The sequence below is a fragment of the Burkholderia sp. MSMB617WGS genome, from assembly GCF_001532025.2.
Taxonomy (GTDB): Bacteria; Pseudomonadota; Gammaproteobacteria; order Burkholderiales; family Burkholderiaceae; genus Burkholderia; species Burkholderia savannae.
This window is the reverse complement of the sequence record NZ_CP013457.1, coordinates 3323184-3340268: the sequence shown is the minus strand read 5'-3', so window position 1 is coordinate 3340268 and position 17085 is coordinate 3323184. Positions and strand designations below refer to the sequence as shown.

At 64.8% G+C, this 17085-nt stretch carries 14 protein-coding genes, 1 tRNA gene and 1 pseudogene; 6 read left to right on the top strand and 10 right to left on the bottom strand.

From position 1 onward, the window contains the following. The first annotated feature begins 137 nt into the window (after positions 1–137). The gene (locus WT60_RS16485) at positions 138–1184 is read left to right on the top strand and encodes a 12-oxophytodienoate reductase (RefSeq protein WP_236860829.1); all 1047 of its coding nucleotides are present in this window, start codon (positions 138–140) and stop codon (positions 1182–1184) included. 82 nt (positions 1185–1266) lie between these two features. Here WT60_RS16485 and WT60_RS16480 read toward each other — a convergent pair whose 3' ends face one another. Continuing rightward, positions 1267–2298: an NAD(P)-dependent alcohol dehydrogenase gene (locus tag WT60_RS16480; RefSeq protein WP_060355594.1), complete on the bottom strand. Its 1032-nt coding sequence runs from the start codon at positions 2296–2298 to the stop codon at positions 1267–1269. A gap of 169 nt (positions 2299–2467) precedes the next feature. On the opposite strand from WT60_RS16480, the gene WT60_RS16475 reads away from it, so the two are divergent. Together WT60_RS16475 and WT60_RS16470 are read left to right on the top strand one after the other, a co-directional pair. After that, a complete protein-coding gene (locus WT60_RS16475; RefSeq protein ID WP_231752741.1) occupies positions 2468–3367 on the top strand; it encodes a LysR family transcriptional regulator in 900 nt (299 codons plus the stop codon). Between the two features lie 80 nt (positions 3368–3447). Continuing rightward, positions 3448–5223, top strand: a complete 1776-nt coding sequence (locus WT60_RS16470; protein ID WP_060355595.1) for a DUF6880 family protein — start codon at positions 3448–3450, stop codon at positions 5221–5223. Between the two features lie 574 nt (positions 5224–5797). On the opposite strand, the gene WT60_RS16465 is transcribed toward WT60_RS16470, so the two are convergent. The 9 genes and pseudogenes from WT60_RS16465 to WT60_RS16425 form a co-directional block, all read right to left on the bottom strand. Next, the gene (locus WT60_RS16465; RefSeq protein ID WP_060355596.1) at positions 5798–6139 is read right to left on the bottom strand and encodes a hypothetical protein; all 342 of its coding nucleotides are present in this window, start codon (positions 6137–6139) and stop codon (positions 5798–5800) included. A 104-nt stretch (positions 6140–6243) separates the two neighbouring features. Next, positions 6244–6579: pseudogene (locus tag WT60_RS16460) on the bottom strand (integrase core domain-containing protein); the annotation flags it as partial. Between the two features lie 110 nt (positions 6580–6689). Beyond that, complete coding sequence (locus tag WT60_RS16455) at positions 6690–8243, bottom strand: IS66 family transposase (RefSeq protein ID WP_059584212.1); 1554 nt, start codon at positions 8241–8243, stop codon at positions 6690–6692. 30 nt (positions 8244–8273) lie between these two features. Beyond that, a complete protein-coding gene (gene tnpB / locus WT60_RS16450) occupies positions 8274–8582 on the bottom strand; it encodes an IS66 family insertion sequence element accessory protein TnpB (protein ID WP_348982041.1) in 309 nt (102 codons plus the stop codon). A gap of 32 nt (positions 8583–8614) precedes the next feature. Then, the gene (locus WT60_RS16445) at positions 8615–9043 is read right to left on the bottom strand and encodes a transposase (RefSeq protein ID WP_231752061.1); all 429 of its coding nucleotides are present in this window, start codon (positions 9041–9043) and stop codon (positions 8615–8617) included. A gap of 196 nt (positions 9044–9239) precedes the next feature. Continuing rightward, positions 9240–9316, bottom strand: a tRNA-Met gene (locus tag WT60_RS16440). A 204-nt stretch (positions 9317–9520) separates the two neighbouring features. Further along, positions 9521–11179 carry an MFS transporter gene (locus WT60_RS16435; RefSeq protein WP_059575191.1) on the bottom strand — a complete coding sequence of 553 codons (1659 nt, stop codon included), beginning with the start codon at positions 11177–11179 and terminating at the stop codon, positions 9521–9523. 221 nt (positions 11180–11400) lie between these two features. After that, positions 11401–12960 (bottom strand): sensor histidine kinase N-terminal domain-containing protein, encoded by a 1560-nt coding sequence (locus WT60_RS16430; protein ID WP_060356836.1) that lies wholly within the window; start codon positions 12958–12960, stop codon positions 11401–11403. Positions 12961–12983: 23 nt separating this feature from the next. Then, complete coding sequence (locus WT60_RS16425; protein ID WP_038748972.1) at positions 12984–13724, bottom strand: response regulator transcription factor; 741 nt, start codon at positions 13722–13724, stop codon at positions 12984–12986. Positions 13725–13927: 203 nt separating this feature from the next. Here WT60_RS16425 and recA point away from each other — a divergent pair, with 203 nt between their 5' ends. The 3 genes from recA to WT60_RS16400 all read left to right on the top strand — a co-directional run bounded on the left by recA (position 13928) and on the right by WT60_RS16400 (position 17025). After that, positions 13928–14998 carry a recombinase RecA gene (recA, locus tag WT60_RS16420; RefSeq protein ID WP_038748937.1) on the top strand — a complete coding sequence of 357 codons (1071 nt, stop codon included), beginning with the start codon at positions 13928–13930 and terminating at the stop codon, positions 14996–14998. Continuing rightward, on the top strand, positions 14998–15954 hold the full coding sequence (gene recX, locus WT60_RS16415; protein WP_060356837.1) for a recombination regulator RecX: 957 nt from the start codon (positions 14998–15000) through the stop codon (positions 15952–15954). The genes recA and recX overlap by 1 nt, the downstream gene beginning before the upstream one ends. A 459-nt stretch (positions 15955–16413) precedes the next feature. After that, complete coding sequence (locus tag WT60_RS16400; protein ID WP_038751708.1) at positions 16414–17025, top strand: DUF2889 domain-containing protein; 612 nt, start codon at positions 16414–16416, stop codon at positions 17023–17025. The last annotated feature ends 60 nt before the right edge of the window (positions 17026–17085 follow it).

Here is a 17085-nt window from a genome sequence, read left to right as displayed (position 1 = left end):
ACGCATACGCTGCGCGCTGTGTGCGCCCCATTCAGCCAGCCGACGAGGACTTCATGTCGACGACCAGCGTCTCCAATTTCGATATCGTTTTTGATCCGGTTTCACTCGGCGGCTTACGCGTGCCGAACCGCATCGTCATGGCACCGATGACCCGGCGGCAGTCGCCGGGCGGCGTGCCGGACCGCGACGTCGCGCGCTACTACGCGAAGCGCGCCGAGGGCGGCGCCGGATTCATCATCACCGAGGGGACGTACGTCGACCATCCGGTGGCAGGCGGGTTCGCCGACGTTCCGCACTTCTTCGGCCGGGAGGCGCTCGAAGGCTGGCGGCGCGTCGTCGACGGCGTGCACGCGGCGGGCAGCGTGATCGCCGCGCAGCTCTGGCATCTCGGCAACGTCAGGCAGCGCGGCACGCCGCCCCATGCGGAGCTGCCGGGCATCGGGCCCGAGCGGGTCGTCAAGGACGGCGTCGTCGCGGTCGAGGCGTTGACGGATGCCGATGCGCGGGATATCGCGGCGTCGTTCGCACGCGCGGCGTACGACGCGGTCGAGGCCGGATTCGACGCGGTCGAACTGCACGGCGCGCATGGCTATCTGCTCGACCAATTCCTGTGGGCCAAGATGAACACGCGCACCGACGCGTACGGCGGCTCGCTCGAGAACCGGCTGCGCCTGTCGGTGGAAGTCGCCGAAGCGGTGCGCGCGGCCGTCGGCCCGAACATACCGCTGATCTTCCGGTTCTCGCAATGGAAGGTGCAGGACTATACGGGCTTCATCGTCGAATCGTCTGCGGAACTGAAGACGATGCTCGACGTGCTCGTCACCGCGGGCGTCGATATTTTCGACGTCAGCACGCGACGCTTCTGGGAGCCGGCGTTCGCGTCGGAAGGCGACGCCGATTTGGCGTCGCTCGTGCGCGAGCTGTCCGGCAAGCCGGTCATCATGGTCGGCAGCGTCGGCATCGACAGCGCGTTCTCGGCTGCGCAAGTACGCGGCGCGGAGGGTTTGGTGGTCGGCATCGAGAATCTCGATCGCGCGGTCGCGCGCGTCGAGGCGGGGCATGCGGACTGCATCGCGCTCGGACGCGCGCTGCTCGCGGATCCGGAATGGCCGGCCAAAGTGCGGACGGGCGAATTCGATCGTATCGTGCCGTATCGCAAGGACATGTTCTCGACGTTGACGTGACGGCGCCGATGAGACGGCCCGCGAGCGAGCGTCGCACGCGGCGGGCGCTTTGCCCGCGACGCGTCGCCGTGCGCGACGCACGTCAGCCGCGCACGGCGACGACGATCTTGCCGAACGGTCCGCGGTCGAGATGGGCGAATGCAGCGCGCACATCGGAGAACGGATAGACGAAGTCGATCGTCGGCTTGATCGCATGCCGGTCGGCTGCGCGAACGAACGCTTCGAACGCCTGCCGGCTGCCGACCGATACGCCGTGGATCGACGCGCGCGTCAGCATCAGCGGAATCGCGTCGATGAGTATCTTCGGACTGCCAAGAAAACCGACCTGCACGATATGGCCATGATCCGCGACGGCGGCGACGGAATGTGTGACGTTCTCGCCGCCGATGAGTTCGACGATCACGTTCGCGCCGCGTCCGCCGGTGAGTTCGAGAACCGCATGTTCCCATTCGGGCGCGCGCGTCGTGTTGATGCCGGCCCATGCGCCGAGCGATTTCGCGCGCACGAGCTTGTCGTCGTGACGGGACAGCACGATCGTCTTCGCGCCGAGCGCGCGGGCGATTTGCAGTCCGAACAGTGCGACGCCGCCCGTGCCCTGAACGACGACGGTTTGACCTGCTGCGAGCTGCCCGCGCTCGACGAGGGCGACCCAGGCGGTCACGCCGGCCACGGGCAGCGTCGATGCCTCGACGTCGGACAGCGACGCCGGTGCGCAGACGGCCGCCGATTCCGGCAGCACGACGTATTCGGCGAGCACGCCGGGCAGCGGCCCGCCGAGCGAGCGCTCGCATCGGCGCATTTCGGGAGGCAGCGCGCCGCTGATCCAGGGCGTCCAGAAGTTGCCCATCACGCGATCGCCGCGCTTGAATCGTTCGGTATTCGGGCCGGTTTCGACCACTTCGCCGCACATGTCCGAGACGGGCGTAAACGGCATCGCGAGTTTGGTCGACATCAACTGCCCTTCGATCACGAGCTTGTCTCGATAATTCAATGACGCCGCCGCTACCCGTACCAGCAACTCGCCGTCGCCGGGCTTCGGCACGGGCCGCTGCGCGAGTGCGAGCCGATCGATGCCGAATGCGTCGAGTTCCCACACCTTCATCGTTTGCGCCATCTGGTGTCCCACCCGAAAACGGATTCGCGCCGCCGCGAATTCCCTTGATTCATTCTAGGGGTGGGGCATGCGTGCCGGTGGCGATATCTGTTCCGAACACCTGCGCCATTTCGTCGCCAATTTCATGAATCGAATCAGACTGACTCATCTTCAAGGAATGGTTGCATTCGTGCATGCAGTCGGCGCGGGCAGCTTCACGGCCGCCGCGGCGCGCATGGGGCTGTCCAAGTCGGCCGTCGGCAAGAACGTGGCGCGGCTCGAGGCGCGTCTCGGCGTGCGGCTGCTCGAGCGTACGACGCGCGCACTGACGCCGACGACCGAGGGACGCCTGTACTACGAAAGTTGCTTGCGGATTCTCGACGAACTCGGACATGTCGAATCGGTGCTCGCGCAGCGGCGTCATGAGGTCGCGGGGCCGCTGCGCATCAGTCTGCCGACGTCGTTCGGACGGCGCTGGGTGCTGCCCGTTCTGTTCGGGCTGGCCCGTAGACATCCGCTGCTACAGCTCGACGTATCGTTGACCGATCGATTCGTCGATCTGGTCGATGAGGGAATCGACGTCGTCGTGCGTCTCGGCGAGCTGCGCGACAGCGCGAATCTGGTTTGTCGGCGGCTCGGCGTTCAGCGATCCGTGCTGTGCGCGTCGCCGGCATATGTCGCCACGCGAGGGCGGCCGAGGACGATCGACGAGCTCGAAGCGCACGATTGCATTGTGTTCGCCCGCGACGGGGCGACGATTCCATGGGTGTTTTCCGATGCGTGCAACGGGGCTGTAACGGCGCGAGTGCGTGCGAAGCATACGATCGGGCAGGGCGACGCATTGCGCGATGCGACGCTGGCTGGCGCGGGGCTCGCGTATTTGCCGACGTGGCTGGTCGCCGACGATGTGCATGCGGGCAAGCTCGAAATCGTGCTGTCGGAATTCACCGGGGGCGAGATGCCGATTCATGCGCTTTGGCTCGCGGCGCGCAAACTGTCGCCGAAGGTGCGGGCGGTGATCGACGAGTTGATCGAGTATTTCACGCCGGTTCCGCCTTGGGACAATCGTCCACGCATTACTCTGCCGTGAGTCGACTGCATGCGTCACGGGTATCATCGTGCCTGTGCGTCGCCCGTCGCGGCATTCTTCCGTTTTTCCCCGGTCAATCGATGTCCCAGTCTGCAACGCTCTCCGAGGTTCTTACTCTTGCCGAAGTACAGTCGCTTGCCGACACGAAGACCTTTGCGCGCGGCAAAGCCTATTTCCACGAGGGCGTGGTTTCCCGTCTCGAGGAGCGTGGCGGCGCCGTTCACGCCACTGTACGTGGCACGCATCGTTACCGGGTTGAACTCGGCGTCGATGACGATGGCGAACTCGCTTATGACTGTACCTGTCCGGTGGGAGACGATGGCGTTTTCTGCAAGCACGCTGTCGCTGTTGCGCTCGCCTGGCTCGAGAATTCCGGTGGAGAGGTGTTTCATGCCGAAGAGGCGGCTCCCGGCAAGCCACGCAAGAAGCGGAAGACCTACGAGGAAGTGATTCGCGAATACGTCGCGACGCTCGACAAAAATGAGCTTCAGGAATTGTTGCTCGAAGCCATCGAACGCGACCTGTCGTTTCGTGACAAGCTGCTGTTCGCCGCGCGTGCGACGGGGGCCTCCGACTTGCCCGGCATGAAGGCCGCCGTCAGGCAGGCGACACGCCTTTCCCGGCCACTGGACTGGCGGGAGGCTAGCGCATACGGCGATGGCCTGATGTCGCTGGCCGACATGCTGCGCCGGAGGCTTCACGGACCTCACGCCGCACAGGTAGTCGAGCTATCCGAACTGGCGATTGCGGGCGCCGAAACAAGCCTCGAACAGATTGACGACTCCGGTGGCGACGTGATGCCGGCGATTCTCGAACTGGCGTCTGTGCACCTCGATGCCTGCAAGTTGACTGTCCCCGACCCAGTGAAGCTCGCGGAGCGGCTATTCCGATTTCAGACAGAAGGCAAGTGGGACACCTTTTACAACGTTTTGCCGGCGTATGCGGAGCCACTGGGCAAGAACGGTTTGAGCCGCTACCGCGAGCTCGTCAACGAGGCTTGGGAAGCGCTGCCCGCGCTCGCGCCGGACAAGGAATATCGACGGTCACACGACTCGCCGCGCATGCAGCTCGAACGCGCGATGGGGGCGCTGGCCGAACTCGATGGAGACGTTGATGCGTTGATACGCATTTACTCGAAGGACCTGTCGAGTCCGTACCGCTTTCTGCTGGTGGCGGAGCTTTGTGTCAAGCACGGTCGCCCGGATGAAGGGCTCGCCTGGGCCGAGCGCGGCATCAAGGAGTCCGGCAAGAGCCATGACCAGCGCCTGCTCGACTTCTGTATCGACGCGTATCTGCGTCGCAGCGAATTCGACAAGGCCGATGCGTTCGCGTGGCGCCGCTTCGAAATGCGCCCGACAGCCGAGGCGTTTCCCGCCTTGATGAAGGTTGCCACGGCTACTGGCAGGCATGATGAGACGCGGGAGCGCACTCTTACGCACCTTTGGGCGCTGGTCAGGGAAGAGGAGGCCGCTGCAAAATCGAAGCGCAATGTCTGGCAGCGGTCGACGCGGACCGAACTGGTCAGGATTTTTCTTGCTGGAAAAGAGAACGACGCCGCATGGGAAACGTTTACCGGCGGACCGGTCGTAATGCAGCTATGGCCGGAAATGGCCGCTGTCCGTGGCAAGACACACCCGCACGACGCCATTGCCCTCTATCACAGGCTGCTGCCGGTTGCTGCCGAAAGCGGTACGCGCAACGCCCGATATGACGAGGCGTTTGAAATCGTGCGGGCCATCGGCATGTTGCGGGCGAAGTTGGATGAACGTGCGGAATTCACCCGTGAACTGGAAGAGATTCGGGCAGCATATCGCGCAAAGCGCAACTTCATCAAGCTGCTGGCCAAACTGTCCTGAAGTCGCTCGCAGGTCGTTTCGGGCCGAAGTCGACCGTAACGAACCCATAAGGCGAGACCCCTCGCCACGCATTGCAAGGTCCTCCTGAGAAGGGACGCATCGCAGGAGATATCGCGCTGCATCAGGTGAGACTTTTGGCGTTTAACAGGTGCGGCCGGGCGAAGGTGCGAGGGTAAGCTAAGAAGGTATCGGCGCGGATATAAATCGCCTCTCTATTCTCTTGTGAACGCAGCGCACGGGTGGTAACCGCCGGATAGGCGGCTTAGAAAATACGCAGTCTCGTCTTGACCCTTGTCCCGCTCATCGGACAGCCGGACGTCTCCGTGAAGTCGCTGCGTTCCGTTAGCCGCCGTGCAGGCGGGTTGAACGTAGTAACGAAGAGAGAGCCCGCCTGATGGCGGGCTCTCTCTTTCAATCGCTGTTACGGTCCGTCACTCCTCGCCAAAGTAGTCGAGGTCTATCTTCTTCACGACGTACTGCGTTGTGGCGGCGGCGCACGTGAGCGCACGGGGGCATTGGGCCGGCGAGGTCTCGCGGTATTTCGGGCGGCGGGGGCGCCCTCGCCACTTAGCAGTTAGAACGAAAGCATGACGTTGTGCGCGCTCGCATAGAGGAGGACGATATCGACCTCTCGATGGATTTTGCCGTTACTGCTAGGAAGTGAGGTGACCTTGGCTGCCAGCTCGCGCGCTGCATGGACGACATTCGCGGGACCGTTCGGCGAAGCAAGGTAGTTGCGTGTTTTGCGGCATGCGGCCTCGCTCTTTGTAAGCGCGTTGAAATAGGCAAGAGTGCGCGTCGTGTGGATATCGGGCTTAATGACCTCGAAGCCCGCGTCGACCAGGCCGTGAAACACCGTCGTCTGTCCCCAGCCGATGCCCAAGGTGAAGCACAACGGGGCAATCGCCTGTCGCAAGGCTCTGACATCCGCACACCTTCCGAGGTCTATGCCAATTTTGAACTCGGCAGCACCGGTTTCCTTCGACTGAACCGCACCGGGAATCGTGGAGGCTGGTTGGTTTAAGTTAATGCGGACACGTCAGCGGCATTTCTGAGTTGTCTGTAGTAGTTTGCCTCAGCTTCAGCGGGCGGGATATAGCCGAGCGGTTCCATCAGCCGATGATGGTTGTACCAGGCGACCCATTCCAGCGTTGCCAGTTCGACGGATTCCCTCGTTTTCCAAGGGGCGCGCCGATGAATCAGTTCCGTCTTGTACAGGCCGTTGATCGTTTCGGCCAGCGCATTGTCGTAGCTGTCGCCCCGGCTGCCGACTGAGGGCTCGATGCCGGCCTCAGCCAGCCGTTCGCTGTAGCGAATGCTGACGTATTGAGCCCCCCTGTCGGAATGATGAATCAAAGTCCCGTCCTCGCCCGGTTGGCGGTAAGCGCCTCGCGAAGGCCGTCCGCAATCCGGCGCGCACGTGAGGCATGATTGGTTATCGAGCGCTCATGTTGGCCCGCTGGCAATCAGCCCGTGGAGGCAGGTGGGCAAGACTTCCCTGGCAGCTTTTTTGCCACGTTCCAGGGTAGTAATTCGTCGATGCGGTTAATGGGGTGATCAGCGATATGGGTCAGCACGTATTCGAGGTAAGCGCGCGGGTTGATCCCGTTCAGCTTGCACGTGCCGATCAGGCTGTACATCGCCGCGGCCCGTTTCCCCCCACTGTCGGAGCCGGCGAACAAGAAGTTCTTTCGACCCAGACTCACACAGCGCAACGCGTTTTCGGCCAGGGCGTTGCTGATCTCGGCACGGCCCTCTTCGCAGTACAGCACGAGGGCATCCCACTGATTAAGCGAGTAATGGATCGCTTTGGCCAATTCGGATTTCTTCGACAGCGTCGCGAGTTTGTCCGTCATCCACGTCTTGATGGCCGCGAGCAGCGGGATGCTTTTCTCCTGGCGCACGCGCAGCCGCTGCGCGGCGGGTTTGCCGCGGATGTCGGCCTCGATCGCGTAAAGTGCACCGATCAGCTCGAGCACCTCCCGGGTCGCCTCGGCAGGCGTTCGGGCATGCACGTCGTATATGTACCGTCTCGCGTGGTCCCAGCATGCCGCCTCGCGAATCTTGCCGCTCTCGTACAGTTCGTTGAAGCCGCTGTAGGCGTCGGCTTGCAAGATACCCTTGAATCCGTCCAGGTGGGTCTGGGGATGAATGCCTTTGCGGTCCGGCGAGTAAGCAAACCACACTGCGGCCGGTTCGGTCGAGCCCGAACGAGTGTCATCGCGCACATACACCCACAGGCGCCCCGTCTTCGTCTTCTTCTTGCCCGGCTCGAGTACCGGGATAGGCGTGTCATCCGCGTGCAGCTTCGACGGCGCCACCGTGTAGCGGCGCAGTGCCTCGGTCAGCGCATCGCAAAGGGCCTCGCACTGGCCGACCCAGCGGCCCATGCTGGCCGGGTCGAGCTTCACGCCGTCGCGCGCGGCTATCTGCGACTGGCGGTACAACGGGGCGTGGTCGGCGTACTTCGAGACGAGGATGTCGGCCAGCAGGCTCGGATGGGCGATGCTGCGCGTAATCGGCAGGCCGGGCATCGCCGGCTGCGAGAAGTGGTGGCCGCACGGGCAAACCGTCTTGCGCCGGATCGTACGAATCACCTTGAACACCGCCGCGACGCGGGCGAGCTGCTCGGACACGTCTTCTCCGAGCGGCTGCATTGCGCTGCCGCACTTCGGACACGTTGCGTCAGCCTCCAGTACACGTTCTTCGCGTGGCAGATGCGGCGGCAGCGCTTCTTTCGGCGATGCGTCGCTCACAGGCGTGCTTGCGCTTGATTGGCGGGCGCGCCGCACATCGGCGACGCCACGCTCGCCCGTCAGGTCCTCGAGCGCTGTTTCTAGCCGTGCAACCTCGCGGTCCAACTGCTCGGACTTGCGTCCGAATTGCATGCGCCTAAGCTTGTCGAGCTGAGCCTTGAGTTGCTCGATCTCCAGATCGCGCTCGGCAAGCTGAGCACGAGCCTCGAGCAGCAATGCTCGCAGCGTTTCAACATCGTCAGGAAGTTCGGCGCCGTTCGACATGCGGCGCAGTTTACGAGCCTTCTGCTCGGTTTACAACATCGACAGTGCAGCGGTGCGACGCGGTTGCCGCCAATCGATGCCTTCGAGCAACATGGACAATTGCGCTGCCGTCAGATGAACCTTGCCGCCATCGGCCTGCGGCCAGACGAAACGACCACGCTCAAGCCGTTTCGCAAGAAGCCAGAGCCCGTCCTCGGTTGCCCACATGAGCTTCACGAGATCGCCGCGCCGGCCCCGGAAGATGAACACGTTGCCGCTGAGCGCATTGTCCTCGAGCGCCGTGTGCACCTTCGCCGCCAGCCCTTGGAATCCGCAGCGCATGTCGGTGACGCCGGCCACCAGCCAGACTCGGGTACCCGTGGGAAGAGAGATCACGATTGCATGCTCCCCAGTACAACACGTAGCGTGTCGGCGTCCACAATGCCGTCCACCTTGACGACCACCTCACCGAATCGAATCTCGATTGTCCCGGCTCGAGTAGTGCGGTTGCCCACTGCCCGAGCTTCCGAGGGCATGGTCACGCGCTGCGCCGGCGTTTCATCGACCACCGCCACCGGAATCAGCGACGTCGTTTGGGCCAGCAATTGCTCGCGATAGCGACGCCGCCACGTGAACAGCATGTTTGCATTGATGCCATTCTCGCGCGCCAGCTTTGCGACCGAAGCACCCGGCTCGCATGCCGCGGCCGCAAGACGGCGTCGAAACTCGCGATCATAGTTTGGGCGCCCCTTGCGGCTCCCGGGCTTGGCTTCCGGCTCTGTCACGGTGATGTCCATCAAATCGAAAATGATGGGCACCACTTTGATGTCGCTTCTCGCCCTCGTCTACGACGGTCGCCGTGAGGCGCTTACTTCTGGTCTTTGGTGCCGGGTAGTGCTGTGGGAATACGGTCTATCTGTCGGCTGACGCTTTGTGCAGGCGTGCCCGCCGTTGACACTTCGTTGACAGAGGCCAGAAACGACAAAGGGTTAGCCTAAGCTAACCCTTTGATTTGTTTGGTGGCGAATCAGGGACTCGAACCCCGGACCTGCGGATTATGATTCCGTCGCTCTAACCGACTGAGCTAATTCGCCAACAGGAGGCGAATTATGGAGGGCGAGTTGGGGAGTGTCAAGCCCTTTTTGTCGATTCCCTTAAAAAAGGCCGAAGGCATCGATGCAGGGGCTCCCGCCCAGCCCGATCCGTCGACGAGGCGATCGGCTGGTTGCCCAACTGTCGATCGCCGTTCGCCGTCTGCCGGACGCCCCGCTTCCCGCACCTCCCGCGGCGCGCCCCCATCAATCCCGCGCGTAAATATTCGAATCCTTGGTTTCCTTCACGAACAGCAGCCCGATCACGAACGTGACGAGCGCGACGCCGATCGGATACCAGAGCCCGGAATAGATGTCGCCCTTCGCCGCGACGATCGCGAACGCGGTCGCGGGCAGGAAGCCGCCGAACCAGCCGTTGCCGATGTGATACGGCAGCGACATCGACGTATAGCGGATGCGCGTCGGGAACATCTCGACCAGCATCGCCGCGATCGGACCGTACACCATCGTCACGTAGATCACGAGAATCGCGAGAATCACCGTCGTCATCGGCCAGTTGAGCTGCGCCGGATCGGCCTTCGCCGGGTAGCCGGCTGCCTTCAGCGTCGACGCGAGCGTCTTGTCGAAGGTCTTCGCCTTGTCCTTCGCGTCGGCGGCCTTGCCGTCGTACGTGTCGATCGCCGTGTCGCCGATCCGTACCTGCGCGAGCGTGCCTGCCGGCGCGGCGACGTTCTCGTAGTTGAGGCCCGCCTTCGCGAGCGCGCTTTTCGCGATGTCGCACGACGTCGTGAACTTCGCGGTGCCCACCGGGTTGAACTGGAACGAGCACTCGCCGGGGTTCGCGATCACCGTGATCGGCGCTTTCTGCGTGGCCGCCTCGAGCGCCGGATTCGCGAAGTGCGTGAGCGCCTTGAAGAGCGGGAAGTAGGTGAGCGCCGCGATCAGGCAGCCGGCGAGGATGATCGGCTTGCGGCCGATCCTGTCCGACAGCGAGCCGAAGAACACGAAGAACGGCGTGCCGATCAGGAGGGCGAGCGCGATCAGGATGTTCGCGCTCGCGCCGTCGACCTTCAGCGTCTGCGTGAGGAAGAAGAGCGCGTAGAACTGGCCCGTGTACCAGACGACCGCCTGGCCGGCCGTCAGCCCGACGAGCGCGAGGATCACGATCTTCAGGTTGTTCCATTGGCCGAACGCTTCGGTCAGCGGCGCCTTCGACGTCTTGCCCTCGGCCTTGATCCGCAGGAACACGGGCGATTCGTTCAGTTGCAGCCGAATCCACACGGACACGGCGAGAAGCAGGATCGACGCGACGAACGGCACGCGCCAGCCCCAGTTGCCGAACGCTTCCTCGCCGATCGCGGTGCGCACGCCGAGGATCACGAGAAGCGACAGGAACAGGCCGAGCGTCGCCGTCGTCTGTATCCACGACGTGTAGAAGCCGCGGCGATGCGAGGGCGCGTGCTCGGCGACGTAGGTCGCCGCGCCGCCGTATTCGCCGCCGAGCGCGAGGCCCTGCATCAGCCGCATCGCGATGAAGATCACGGGCGCGGCGATGCCGATCGATGCGTAGCCCGGCAGGAAGCCGACGACGAACGTGGAGATCCCCATGATCACGATCGTGATGAGGAACGTGTGCTTGCGGCCGACGAGGTCGCCGAGGCGTCCGAACACGATCGCGCCGAACGGCCGGACGGCGAAGCCCGCCGCGAAGCCGAGCAGCGTGAAGATGAACGCCGCGGTCGGATTGACGCCTGAAAAGAAGCTCTTGCTGATGTAGGCGGCGAGCGAGCCGGCCAGATAGAAGTCGTACCACTCGAACACGGTGCCGAGCGACGACGCGAAGATCACGCGCTTTTCGTCGCCCGTCATCGGCGTGTGCGCAATTTGTCCGCCAACCGTTGCCATGAATGTCTCCAATTTTGATATAGGGGCGCGCGCCCTCGCGAGAGGGCGGCTCCGAGTCGATTATTGGAGGGCAAACTTACGGCGCACTGACTCGGCGCGTCAAAATCTCGCACCTTCGATTTGTGGTTTATGTCGACCTTCGTCGCTTAAGTGTATTTATTTTTGCCTCAAAAGTCGCGTACGTGCTTTTTTGGCCGTGCGGGCGGCCGGGCCGCTTAGGGTTATTCCGGGGCCGCCGGCCGTAAGCCGAGGCTCACGCGCACGAGCGTGCCGGCGAGGCGCGGCGACGTTTGATACACGTTGTCGTCGATCGTCAGCGTGCCGCCGTGCTGCGCGACGATCTCGCGAACGATCGCGAGGCCGAGCCCGCTGCCGTCGCCTTCGCGGCCGAGGATTCGGTAGAAGCGCTCGACGACGCGCTCGCGCTCGTTCGCCGGAATGCCGGGGCCCGTGTCCTCGACTTCGACATGCACGACGCGGGCCGCGCGATCGGCCCGCACGCGCACGGTGATGCGGCCGCCCGCCGGCGTGTAGCGGATCGCGTTGTCGATCAGGTTGCCGAGCATCTCGCGCAGCATCACCGGGTGACCGTCGATGCGAAGCGGCCCGGCGGCGGCGTCCGGGCCTTCGTAGCCGAGGTCCATTTGCTTCGCGAGCGCGGCCTGCACCCAGTCGCGCACGGCCTGCCGCGCGAGCGTCGCGATTTCGACGGGCTCGAACGTGAGCCCCGTCGCGCGGTTTTCCGCGCGCGCGAGCGCGAGCAACTGGGTGACGAGCCGCGCCGCCTGCTCGGAGCTCGTCGCGATCTGCTCGAGCGAGCGCGCGACGTCGTCCGGCACTTCGTGGCGCAGCGCGAATTCGGCCTGCGTGCGCAAGCCGGCGAGCGGGGTTTTCATCTGATGCGCGGCGTCGGCGATGAAGCGCTTTTGCAGCGTGATGTTCTGCTCGAGGCGCGCGAGCAGATCGTTGAACGACGTGACGAGCGGCTCGATCTCGGGCGGCGCGCGCTTCGCCTCGACGGGCGACAGGTCGTCCGGGCGCCGGTTGCGGATGTGCGTCTGCAGCGCGGTGAGCGGCGCGAGCCCGCGCGACAGCCCGAACCAGACGAGCAGGATCGCGAGCGGCAGGATCACGAACTGCGGCAGGATCACGCCCTTGATGATGTCGTTCGCGAGCGCGTTGCGCTTGTCGAGCGTCTCGCCGACCTGCACGAGCACGGGCTGCGAGCCCGTCGCGCCCGGCAGCGCGACGGTCGTGTACGCGACGCGCACGTCGTTGCCGCGCAGCATGTCGTCGCGGAACACGACGACGCCGGGCGACGGCCGGTCGTCGTCGCGCGGCAGCGGCAGGTCGGCCTCGCCCGCGACGAGCTCGCCGCGCGTGCCGAGCACCTGGAAGTACAGGCTGTCGACGTTGTCGGCGCGCAGGAAGTCGAGCGTCGCCTGCGGCAGTTTCAGTTCGGCGACGCCGTTGACCGGCGTGATCTGCCGCGCGAGCACGTACGCGTCGGTTTCGAGCGCGCGGTCGAACGGGCCGTTCGCGATCGTTTTCGCGACGAGATAAGTGACGGCGATGCTCATCGGCCAGAGCAGGAGGAGCGGCGCGAGCATCCAGTCGAGAATCTCGCCGAACAGCGAGCGCGGGCGGGGGCCTTCGGCGGCATCGGTTTCGTCTGGCGGCGCGAACGGGTTCTCGTAGCGCGCGTCGCGCGCGGCGTCCGCATCGGATGCCGCATCGGCCGGGCCGCGCGCGGCGTGAGGGGAACGGACCGGCGTGGCCATCGGCCGCTCGCTCGCGGGTGGGCTCAGCGCAGCGACGGGCTCGCGGCGGAGGCGGCCGGCTGCGGCGCGGCTGCGGCCGGCGCGTCGTTCGCCGCGGGCGCGGCTTTCTCGAGGCAGTAGCCGAGGCCGCGCACGGTGGTGATGCGCACGCCGCTCGGCTCGATCTTCTTGCGCAGCCGGTGGACGTAGACTTCGATCGCGTTGTTGCTGACTTCCTCGCCCCATTCGCACAAGTGATCGACGAGCTGCTCTTTCGACACGAGCCGGCCGATCCGCTGCAGCAGCACCTCGAGCAGCCCGAGTTCGCGCGCGGACAGCTCGAGCACGCGGTCGTTCGCATAGGCGATCCGGCCGACCTGGTCGAACGACAGCGAGCCGTGCCGCACGACGGTCGGCCCGCCGCCCGCGCCGCGCCGCGTCAGCGCGCGCACGCGCGCTTCGAGCTCGTTGAGGGCGAACGGTTTCGCCATGTAGTCGTCGGCGCCGAGATCGAGCCCCTTCACGCGCTCGTCGACGCTGTCGGCGGCCGTCAGGATCAGCACGGGAAGGTTCGAATTGCGCGCGCGCAGGCGCCGCAGCACGTCGAGGCCGGACATTTTGGGCAGGCCGAGATCGAGGATCAGCAGGTCGAACGCCTGCATCGACAGGGCCGTGTCGGCCTCGACGCCGTTCCTCACGTGATCGACGGCATAGCCCGATTGGCGGAGTGACCGGGTGAGACCGTCCGCGAGTATGCTGTCGTCTTCGGCGATGAGAATTCGCATGATGCGCAACCGATTGCTGCTCCGCGGCGATGGCGCTGCGCGCGGCTGTCTCCGAAATATGGGCGATGCCTGCCCGCAACGCGGGCTTGCATAAACCACTGTTTTTTTATACAGTATCTGCATCGCGCACCTAACGGCTTGCTGGCCGTGTCGAAGCCGGTGCGTTTGTATCAGACGCTGCTCATCATAGCAAAGGACGATTCATGGAAGAAAGCAAGAAAGGCTCCGGGCTGACTGCCGAAAAGAGCAAGGCGCTTGCCGCCGCGCTCGCGCAGATCGAGAAGCAGTTCGGCAAAGGGTCGATCATGCGGCTCGGCGACGGCGAGGCGGTCGAGGATATCCAGGTGGTGTCCACGGGGTCGCTCGGCCTCGACATCGCGCTCGGCGTCGGCGGCTTGCCGCGCGGCCGTGTGGTCGAAATCTACGGGCCGGAATCGTCCGGCAAGACGACGCTCACGCTGCAGGTGATCGCCGAGCTGCAGAAGCTGGGCGGCACCGCGGCGTTCATCGATGCGGAACACGCGCTCGACGTTCAGTACGCATCGAAGCTCGGCGTGAACGTGCCGGAGCTGCTGATCTCGCAGCCGGACACCGGCGAGCAGGCGCTGGAAATCACCGACGCGCTGGTGCGCTCGGGCTCGATCGACATGATCGTCATCGACTCGGTCGCGGCGCTCGTGCCGAAGGCCGAAATCGAAGGCGAGATGGGCGATTCGCTGCCGGGCCTGCAGGCTCGCCTGATGTCGCAGGCGCTGCGCAAGCTGACGGGCACGATCAAGCGGACGAACTGCCTCGTGATCTTCATCAACCAGATCCGGATGAAGATCGGCGTGATGTTCGGCAACCCGGAAACCACGACGGGCGGCAACGCGCTGAAGTTCTATTCGTCGGTGCGCCTCGACATCCGCCGGATCGGCTCGATCAAGAAGAACGACGAGGTGATCGGCAACGAAACGCGCGTGAAGGTCGTCAAGAACAAGGTGTCGCCGCCGTTCCGCGAAGCGATCTTCGACATCCTGTACGGCGAAGGCATTTCGCGTCAGGGCGAGATCATCGATCTCGGCGTGCAGGCGAAGATCGTCGACAAGGCGGGCGCGTGGTACAGCTATAACGGCGAGAAGATCGGCCAGGGTAAGGATAACGCGCGCGAATTCCTGCGCGAGAATCCGGAAATCGCGCGTGAGATCGAGAATCGCATTCGCGAATCGCTCGGCGTCGCCGCGATGCCGCAGGGTGCCAATTCCGAAGCCGAGATCATGGACGAAGAGGAGTAATGCGCAAGAACCGGGAGGGCGCGGATTCGCGGCAGGCAGGGCACGGTGCGCGGACGGTGTCCGCCGACGAGCCCCGCGTCGAACGCGAAGCGCGCACGACGGTTTCGAGCGAAGGGCGGCCGGTCGGCCGCCCGGCAGCGAGGGCATCCGATGATGCCCTCGTTTCGTTTGGGCGAACGGTTGCGCTGGAATCGGACGATTCCTTCGATCCGTACGAATCGTTCGATGCTCACGACGCTGCGCGGCGGCGTTCGTCGGCAAGCGTCGTCGGTGCGAACGACGATGTGTCCGGCGGCGGTCGGGCAGGCGGCTTGCGTACCGAAGGCCGCTCGCGGGCGTCGTCAGCGTTTTCGTCCGCGAAGGAGCGGGGGGAGACGGCGGGCGACGTCTATACGCGAACGAGTCAGGTCGGGCCCCGGTCGCGTCGGCGCGCGCCGCCTTTTCATTCCGATTCGTCCGCGCCCGCGTCCGGGGGCGCCGAGCGCTCGCCGGCATCGCAGCGTCCCGCGCGCACGCTCAAAGGGCGCGCGATTGCCTATTTGTCGCGTCGCGAATACAGCCGCGCGGAGCTTGCACGCAAGCTCGCGCCGCACGCCGAAGAAAGTGACGATATCGAGTCGTTGCTCGATGCGCTCGAGCGGGAAAACTGGCTGTCCGACTCGCGGTTCGCCGAAAGCCTCGTGCATCGGCGCGCGTCGCGCGTCGGTTCGGCGCGCATCGTCGGCGAGTTGAAGCGTCATGCGGTCGGCGACGCGCTCGTCGAGGCCGTCGGCACTCGATTGCGCGAGAGTGAATTCGAGCGCGCTCAGTCGGTTTGGCGCAAGAAGTTCGGCACTGTGCCGCAAACACCTGCCGAGCGCGCGAAGCAGGCGCGCTTTCTTGCGATGCGCGGTTTTTCGAGCGCGACGATCGCCAAGTTACTGAAAGGCGACGTCGACGAATTCGGCGGCGATTGAACGCAACGAGCCGGTTGCGCCGGTGCGCTTTCGCTGATTCGCTTTCTCCAGCTTGCGTCGGACGGCAGGGCCCGATGCAAGAATTTGCACGAATGCCTTGCAACGGCCCCGTGAGCCGCTACGCTGACTAATCGACCATCGACCATCGACCATCGACCATCGACCATCGACCATCGACCATCGACCATCGACCATCGACCATCGACCATCGACCATCGACCGCCGACCGCCGACCGCCGACCGCCGACCGCCGACCGCCGACCGCCGACCGCCGACCGCCGACCGCCGACCGCCGACCGCCGACCGCCGACCGCCGACCGCCGACCACCGACCACCGACCACCGACCACCGACCGCATCGCGCCCCGAAACCCTCGAAACCTCGCACGGGGCCAGACCGGGCACGGGCGGGCGATATGCTAAAATCGCCGAGTTTCCCTCTTCGGCTTCACCTTCCCGCATGCCGCTATCCGAGCCCGTATCCCGTCAGTTGCGCCATCGCCGCGCAATTCGAGCGGAAGCCTACGAGCGTGCCGACGGCTTGTGGGACATCGAAGCCTGCCTGACCGATCACAAGCCGCGCGACGTCGCGCTCGCGTCTGGCGCCAGGCCGAACGGCCTGCCGATTCACGAGCTCTGGCTGCGCGTCACGATCGATCGCGAACTCAATATCGTCGACGTCGACGCGTCGTCCGACTGGGTACCCTATCCCGGTCAATGCGAATCCGCCCAATCCGCCTACCGCGTCCTCATCGGGCTCAACCTCTTCCGCCATTTCCGTCGCGACGTCTCCCGGCTGCTGTCGGGCGTCGCCGGCTGCTCGCACCTGACCGAGCTGTGCGCGGTGTTGCCGACGGCCGCGATCCAGGCGTTCGCGGGCGACGTATGGGACGTGCGCGAGCAATTGGGCGGCCAGACGGACGGGCGAGGCCAGCCGGCCGCGGAGCCGCCGTTCCAGCTCGGCCGTTGTCACGCGCTGCGGTTCGACGGAGAAGCGGTTCGGCAGTTCTATCCGCGTTGGTACGGCGCGAGCCGCCCCGCGCGCGAGGGCTCGGACGGTGCGAAGGAATGAGGGCGAACGCTTGAATCGTCAGAAGAAGCGATCGTCAATCGACTTTTTTTAGCCAACTCA

Excerpts from the sequence above, each read along its gene's own strand:
- WT60_RS16485 (WP_236860829.1), top strand. The coding sequence starts at position 138 with ATGGCACCGATGACCCGGCGGCAGTCGCCGGGCGGCGTGCCGGACCGC.
- WT60_RS16455 (WP_059584212.1), bottom strand. The coding sequence starts at position 8,243 with ATGTCGAACGGCGCCGAACTTCCTGACGATGTTGAAACGCTGCGAGCA.
- WT60_RS16425 (WP_038748972.1), bottom strand. The coding sequence starts at position 13,724 with ATGCGAATTCTCATCGCCGAAGACGACAGCATACTCGCGGACGGTCTC.
- recA (WP_038748937.1), top strand. The coding sequence starts at position 13,928 with ATGGAAGAAAGCAAGAAAGGCTCCGGGCTGACTGCCGAAAAGAGCAAG.
- WT60_RS16400 (WP_038751708.1), top strand. The coding sequence starts at position 16,414 with ATGCCGCTATCCGAGCCCGTATCCCGTCAGTTGCGCCATCGCCGCGCA.
- WT60_RS16430 (WP_060356836.1), bottom strand. The coding sequence starts at position 12,960 with ATGGCCACGCCGGTCCGTTCCCCTCACGCCGCGCGCGGCCCGGCCGAT.
- recX (WP_060356837.1), top strand. The coding sequence starts at position 14,998 with ATGCGCAAGAACCGGGAGGGCGCGGATTCGCGGCAGGCAGGGCACGGT.
- WT60_RS16435 (WP_059575191.1), bottom strand. The coding sequence starts at position 11,179 with ATGGCAACGGTTGGCGGACAAATTGCGCACACGCCGATGACGGGCGAC.
- WT60_RS16480 (WP_060355594.1), bottom strand. The coding sequence starts at position 2,298 with ATGGCGCAAACGATGAAGGTGTGGGAACTCGACGCATTCGGCATCGAT.
- WT60_RS16470 (WP_060355595.1), top strand. The coding sequence starts at position 3,448 with ATGTCCCAGTCTGCAACGCTCTCCGAGGTTCTTACTCTTGCCGAAGTA.